The organism is Mesorhizobium sp. (assembly GCF_017306585.1).
Classification (GTDB): Bacteria; Pseudomonadota; Alphaproteobacteria; order Rhizobiales; family Rhizobiaceae; genus Mesorhizobium.
In genome coordinates, this window is the sequence record NZ_JAFKIC010000060.1 from 1 (window position 1) to 6935 (window position 6935).

The window sequence follows — 6935 nt, forward strand, 5'->3', positions numbered from 1 at the left end:
ACCACCGCCCAGTCGCCATCCTCGAGATAGGTGATCGAATTGGTGAACGGCGCCAGCGCGATGGCGTCCGAGCCCAAAAACATCTCGCCGTCGCCATGGCCGACGGCCAGCGGCGGGCCGTTGCGGGCGCCGACGATCAGGTCCTCGTCGCCCTTGAACATGATGGCCAGCGCAAAGGCGCCCGAGAGCCGCTTCAGCGCATCGTGCGCGGCTTCGACCGGCTTCAGCCCCCTGGCCAGTTCGCGCGCCACCAGATGAGCGACGACCTCGGTGTCGGTCTGCGAGGAGAACGCATAGCCGTCGCGGGTCAATTCATCGCGCAGTTCGGCGAAATTCTCGATGATGCCGTTGTGGACGATGGCGACGCCGTCGGAGAAATGCGGATGGGCATTGGTCTCGTTGGGCACGCCATGCGTTGCCCAGCGCGTGTGGCCGATGCCGATCGTGCCGTCGAGCGGGTCTTCCCTGAGCCGCCGTTCGAGGTTGATGAGCTTGCCTTCCGCGCGGCGGCGGCCGAGCGCGCCCTTCTCGATGGTGGCAACACCGGCCGAATCATAGCCGCGGTATTCAAGCCGCTTCAGTGTAGAGAGGATAAGCGGAGTAACCTGCGAATGGCTGACGATCCCGACGATGCCGCACATGGCCCTGCCCCCGTAACCTGCAGAATTTCAGCCCTATTGGGCACAGGAGCCATGTTATCCCGACCCCATAACGCGTTGATCGTTCATTTGAAGGAGCCCATGGACTTAATCGACACGTGAACTGTCATGCATGAATGCACCAAGAGGCTGCGAATCCAGCGGCCGAGCTTGCGTGGAGACGCCTGAACGAACAGTTCGTTCGAATGATGCGCTTGCCTCAACCGAGGCGCATTTTTGACTCAGCCGGCAATCAAAACACACCCAACAGCCGGTTAGGCCCGGCCGCCTGATGCCCCCCTCCAAGAGGCTGTCGGGCCGCCCGATTTCCGGGAGGCTACAAGCGAAGCCCTCCGGACCGCATGGCGTGCATGCCGGCGAGTGAACAGCACCGAGCGCACGCAACACGCAGAAAGCCCATCCCGGCATAGACCGGAAGAGGTTGACGGAGGCGATGGACGAACACCGAATTTCAGCTTCTCACCTGCAGTTCTCGACGGCTTCTGGCCGTCGCAGCGCTGAAATCGCCGCCGTCCGGTATCGTCTGATTGCACGAAGACGCCGAACCGGCCTGCCGATACAAAAGGGAAGCTTAATCCTCGCCTTGCCCGATCCAAGCATGCTGAAGGGGGATGTAGGGCATGAGGTTCAGAGATCTGATCAGGCGTGCCGACAACACAGAGAAGTCATTCGAGGACCTCGAAGCCGACTTGGCGGACGCCGTCGAGGAATGCCTTGGTCTGTATGAGATGTCGGCGCAGGCACGAGATGCTGTCGCGGGCGAGACGCCCATGCAGGAGGACAATGGCGAACAGGGGAGCAGCACGCAAACAGAAGACGACGCCGGTATTGCGGAACCAGCGCGGCGGCTGACCACGCATACGCAGAGCCGAATGGCTGCCTTGAGTTCCTTTGACGGGCTGTTTCGCGATGCCAAGCTCCATTTCGAGGAGATCAACGCGAAACTGTCGGAGATCGCGAGCACGCATCACCTGACCCGCGAATTGTTCCATATTCTTCACGCCGACATCCTCCGGGCCAACGAACTGGAATTGGCAAATCTGAACCTGACCGCGGACCAAAGGGCCCTGTCGGACAAGCTCAATGATCTCAACCGAAGGCAGCATGAGCGGGAAGCCGTCGTGGCGGCCTTGCAGCAGCGCGAGGCCAGTCTGGTTCAAGACAGCGAGGCGCTTCGCGGCGCATTGGCCGGGGCAAGGCTGGAACTCGTGGAGGCCGTGAACGCGAACGCAAAAACCGAAGCGGAATTTGGAGACCTCACCAACGCACTTGCGGCTGCAACCGTCGAGGCCGACAGACGCGCGCGCGAAAACAAACAGCTGCGGGAAAAGAATGTCAGCCTGTCGATCGACCTGGAAAAGGCGCTGAAGCGGGAAGACGAGGCGCGGCACAGGCTCGACGGGTTTTCCACGATCCATGCCAACGAAGCGGCACGAAATTCCGAATTGCTGGCTGCGCTCGGCAAGAGCGAAAAGGAAGCGACACGGCTCCACACGTCGCTCGAGGTCGCCCAGGCGAAACTGTCCGAGGTGATGGAGGCCGCCCGTATCATGGAGGCGGAGAAGAACGCCGAGATAGAACGATCCCGTGCCGAGCTTCGAGGATCGCGTTCCGAGGTCCAGAACCTCCATTCACGGCTGGAATTCGCATCAAACGCAAGCAGCGAGGCCTCGAACGAGCTCGCCAGGCTCAGACTTCAATGGAGCGAGGCGGTGGCGGAGAAGCAGGTCGCGGATGAAGGGTTGGCTGCCCTCACCAAGGAGGCTGAAGCCGACAAGCTGAATCTTTCGAAGATAACCGCCAATTTTTCACAACTTTCCCTGCAGCAGGCGTCCGACCAGATACAGCCCGATATACGCCGGCAGGAATGCGAAGACCTGCGGGCCGAAATTGCATTGGTCAACGCCCGGATCCGGGAACTCCTGCCGCTTGAAAGGCTCCATGCGGCGACAAACTCGGCGAACGGCTTGCCGGACAAGAGCGATGATGCCGCCAAGGTTCCCGTTGCGGCGGAGCGAACAGCGCGCTCCATGCGCCGCGTTCGTCGGAGAGCGCTCACCGCATCATAAGAGGAAGAGGCGCCTCTATTGGCGACCTGCTTCCGGCAAGCCGTCACATCACTGGCGGAAAGCCCTCGACATCTGATCCGTGAGGGGTTTCAGCAGATAGGACCAGACGCTGCGCTCGTCCGTGCTGATGTGAACTTCTGCCGGCATGCCAGCTTTCAGCACCTTGGCATCGGTCAGGCAAGCCGCCTTGTTCTCGACATTGATGCGAGCCGAGTAATAGGAGAGCTGGCGTTGTGGATCCTTGATAAGGTCCGCCGAGATGCGCTTGACCGACCCCTGGCAGGCAGGCGTGGTGCCGGCGTCGAAAGCCGGAAACCGGATCGAGACCCGCTGACCCGGACGAATGTCATCTATGCGTGATGGGGGTATCAGCGCATCGACGACGAGATTGTCCGTATCAGGAACAATCATCATCAGGACCTCGCCGGGGGCGATCACGCCGCCGATCGTGTGGATGGAGGATTCCTGCACCGTTCCGGATTGCGGAGCGCGGATGGTGGTTTTGCTCAACTCGTCTTGCGCCACAACCTTGCGCTCGTCGAGTTCGGTCTGCTTGGCTTCCGTTTCGCGCAGATCACTCGTTACCTCGCTGCGCTTTTGTTCGTCGAGCTGAAGAATTTGCAGCTCGGTCTCGCTGACACGGGCCTGCGCCTCCGCGACCGCCGCCGCCAGGCGTCCGGACTCTCCGTGGGCCCGGGTAGCATCCAGCCGGATGTTGCTCAGCCTCTCCTTGGACACCAGCTTCTTGGAATAAAGCGCCTGGACATCGGCAAGATCCCCGTCCAGCAGGACCACGGACTGGTCCTCCGCGGTCTGCTGCGCCTTGAGGCCTTCGATCTGACGTTCGAGTTGCTTCGAGCGGCTTTCCAACTGTGCCTTCTGCCCCGTCAATGCCGCTGCGCGGGTTTCGAACAGCGCGCGCTCGCCGTTGACGAGCGCGGCCAGGCCCGGGTCATCCATCCGCGTCTGGAGGCTGGCTGGAAGCTGCATCTCCGCCAAACCTTGCCGCTCGGCTTCCAGCCGCGCAAGACGAACGGTCGTGCGATCAAGATCCTGGCTGATTATTTGCAGGTTGGCCCGCGTCAGCGTGTCGTCCAGCCTCGCCACCACGTCGCCAGCCCGCACATGGTCGCCATCCTGCGCGAAGATGCCGCCGATCGTGCCGCCGGTCAGATGCTGGACTTTCTTAATGCTGCTTTCGACCACCACGGTGGCAGGCGCAATCACCGCCCCGGCGATCTTGGTCAAACCGAGCCAAAGCCCGCCGCCGGCAATCAACATAGCCGTAACCGCCACGCCCAGGATCAGGTTGGCCCTGATATCGTCCCGCGCGTCGGGGGAATTCGCCCCGGCCCGACGGCTCCCATTGTCGAGCGGAACATATGAAACCATCGTGGCGTCAGACATGGAACTGCACCTCATGCATGACCGCTCACCCCTTTCTGCATCGGGACAACCGCCGCCCGTTCAGCAGGCGAAGGGAAGGGCCTGACAACGTTAGCCAGGACCTCTTCGCGCGAGCCAAAGGAGTGAAGCATCCCGTTCGACATCACGAGCACCTTGTCGATGTTGGTGAGGGCAGAAGGACGGTGCGCGACAACGACGGCGATGCCTCCGCGCTGGCGCACCCCCAGGATCGCGCCGGCCAGGGCCGCATCGCCATCGACGTCCAGGTTCGAATTCGGCTCGTCGAGGACGACAAGAAACGGGTCGCCGTAAAGTGCCCTGGCAAGGCCAACGAGTTGCCTCTGTCCGGCCGACAAGGCTGCCCCTCCCTCGCCCACGCGGGTCTGAAAACCATTCGGCAATCGCATGATCATCTTGTCGACGCCGGCGGCCTTGGCAGCCGCCAGCACGCCCTTGGCGTCGCCCTTGCCGCCAAATCGCGAAATGTTATCGGCGACCGTTCCATCAAACAGTTCGACGTCCTGCGGCAGGTAGCCGATATGGGCGCCGAGCTGTTCCTGGCCCCATTGGTCGAGCGAGGCTTCGTCCAGCCTCACCGTTCCGCGCAGCGGCTGCCAGACGCCCACCAGCGCGCGCACAAGTGTCGTCTTGCCGGAACCGCTCGGGCCGACAATCGCCATTCCCGCCCCCCCGGAAAGGCGGAAGCTGACATTGGCCACGGTCGGCTTTTGCTGGCCCGGCGGAGCTATCGTCAGTTCCTCGACCGTGAGCATTGCCCGCGGGCGCGGCAGTTCCATGGGTTCGTCCTGGCCATCGAAAGCGGCCAGCACTGCTGCCAGTTGGGAATAGCTTTGCCGGAACGCCGCGAACCCCCGCCAGTTTGCGATCGCCGCGTCAACCGGAGCCAACGATCGGCCCAGCAATATGGAGGATGCTATGATCACGCCTGGCGACGCTTCGCCCCCGATCACGAGATAGGCGCCCAGCCCCAGAACGCAGGACTGCAAGGCCATCCGCAGCGCCCTCGAAAACGCACCCGTGGCGCCGACAATGTCGGAAAGCCGCTCCTGGTGCGTCAGATATGCATGATTGATCTCGCTCCAGCGGCGGGCAAGCCGCCCGGAAAGGCCCATCGCGCGCACGACCTCTGCGTTGCGGCGGCCGGAATCGGCGAGATTGCGTTGCGACACCAGCGTCTCGGACGCACGCGCCGCGGATGTGCGGCCAAGGACTTCCGCGATCACCGTGAGCAGGACGACAATAATCGCGCCGCTTGTCGCCAGCAGGCCGAGCGCGGGATGCAGGAAATAGATGACCAGCAGATAGAACGGGATCCACGGCGCGTCGAAGATGACGGTCGGGCCCAATCCTGAAAGGAAGCCCCGCAACTGATCCAGATCACGGAGCGGCTGTATCCGGTTCGCATCCTGCCCGCCGATGAGCGGCAAGGACAGCGAGAGGCCAAAGACCCTTTGCTGCAAGCTTCTATGGAGACGATTGCCAATGCGAACCAGGAGACGAAGCCGCACGAAATCCAGCAACCCATAAACCGCGTAGAGGCCCAGCATCCCGATCGTGAAACCGACAAGGGTCGGCACGCTCTGCGAAGGCAGAACGCGATCGTAGATCTGCAGCATGTAGACGGAGCCGGTCAGGGCGAGAACGTTGATGACCGCCGAGAACACCCCAACGCCAACCAATCCCGGCGCGGAGCCAAGCATGGCGGCACGCAGATCAGGCGAATGTCTCGCTCCGGAGGTCATGGCCGACGCCCTCCGGCAAGAAACCGTCGCGTCGGCTCACTGGCTCCAACAGCCATGGCCAAATTTTGGGTTTTCAGGAGCGTACCCTCTTAGCTTTCTAATATTACGCCCCACTAACATACGTGCCTTCTGGCAAAATGTAGCAAAATCGTGGCGCCGCTCCGAGAAAGCCGGAATCAGCGCGACAAAATCAGGGGAAAACGGTGGGACCGCTCTCGTTGTCGAGTGGTTCGAGGGGAGTAGGGCCGACGCTGCACGGTCCTTCGCGGGAGTGATTCGCCCCTAGAGCAGGTCACCGGATTCCGCCTCCCGGCAGTTTCGCGAAGCCATCGGAGTGCGTATCTCTTTCAGCGCTTCTTCGCGACAACCAGGAAATGCTGTGCCAGTCGACCGGAGACGCGAAGGGATCGCGACGCCTTCTCAAAGGGTCCCATCAAAGCTTCACAGAGCCGAGGCAACAGATTCCCGGGCCTGGGCAGATAGCCGTAGGGTATCACGGTCTCGACGACGAATCCCGACGCCGCCAGGAGTTCGCTAAACCTCGCTTCGCTGAGCGTGTTGCGGATCGTGCGGCCAAACAACCGGTTGAGCAGCCGGCAGACGAGACCGATGGGCGAGGTCGCACTCATATGAACGTTGCACACGAGTCTGCCTTCGGCCTTCAGCTGATGATTAATCGCCCTCAGCGCGTCTCGCTTCAGCCGATCCTCGGCGTTCAGAAAGAAACGAAATGCCGTCACGACGTCGAAGGTTTCGTCGAGCGGCTCGGTTGTCATGTCGATGTGTCGAAGTCTCACATTGTCCGGAACCTGGGCGCAGGCAAGCATGGATCTGGAAACATCGACACCGACCACTTCGCCGAAGAGCCCAGCGGCGATGTTGGTGATACGTAAGCGCCACGCCGCTCCCCTCGTGCGGCGCATGAGGTTAATGTGGCAAGAGTCCGCCGATCGTTAGAGACGGAGGGTCCAAGTGGGAGCAGACGGCAAAATGGACGTCCATTTGGACATCCCGACGACTGGCTACGCGGGTCGGCT

At 61.9% G+C, this 6935-nt stretch carries 4 protein-coding genes and 1 pseudogene; 1 reads left to right on the forward strand and 4 read right to left on the reverse strand.

The window, feature by feature from the left end:
* Window positions 1-641 (reverse strand): annotated as a pseudogene (locus J0I79_RS02250) (glutamine--fructose-6-phosphate aminotransferase); the annotation flags it as partial.
* A 707-nt stretch (window positions 642-1348) separates the two neighbouring features.
* Here J0I79_RS02250 and J0I79_RS02255 point away from each other — a divergent pair.
* Window positions 1349-2728: a hypothetical protein gene (locus J0I79_RS02255; protein ID WP_292855067.1), complete on the forward strand. Its 1380-nt coding sequence runs from the start codon at window positions 1349-1351 to the stop codon at window positions 2726-2728.
* Between the two features lie 48 nt (window positions 2729-2776).
* Here J0I79_RS02255 and J0I79_RS02260 read toward each other — a convergent pair whose 3' ends face one another.
* The 3 genes from J0I79_RS02260 to J0I79_RS02270 form a co-directional block, all read right to left on the reverse strand.
* Window positions 2777-4120: an HlyD family type I secretion periplasmic adaptor subunit gene (locus J0I79_RS02260; RefSeq protein ID WP_366013612.1), complete on the reverse strand. Its 1344-nt coding sequence runs from the start codon at window positions 4118-4120 to the stop codon at window positions 2777-2779.
* Window positions 4121-4146: 26 nt separating this feature from the next.
* Complete coding sequence (locus tag J0I79_RS02265; RefSeq protein ID WP_292855071.1) at window positions 4147-5856, reverse strand: type I secretion system permease/ATPase; 1710 nt, start codon at window positions 5854-5856, stop codon at window positions 4147-4149.
* Window positions 5857-6245: 389 nt separating this feature from the next.
* Window positions 6246-6821, reverse strand: coding sequence for a methyltransferase domain-containing protein (locus J0I79_RS02270; protein WP_292855073.1), 576 nt, complete (start codon window positions 6819-6821; stop codon window positions 6246-6248).
* Window positions 6822-6935 lie beyond the last annotated feature (114 nt).

Coding starts and splice junctions, on each gene's coding strand:
- J0I79_RS02265 (WP_292855071.1), bottom strand. CDS start 5,856: ATGCTTGGCTCCGCGCCGGGATTGGTTGGCGTTGGGGTGTTCTCGGCG.
- J0I79_RS02260 (WP_366013612.1), bottom strand. CDS start 4,120: ATGGTTTCATATGTTCCGCTCGACAATGGGAGCCGTCGGGCCGGGGCG.
- J0I79_RS02270 (WP_292855073.1), bottom strand. CDS start 6,821: ATGCGCCGCACGAGGGGAGCGGCGTGGCGCTTACGTATCACCAACATC.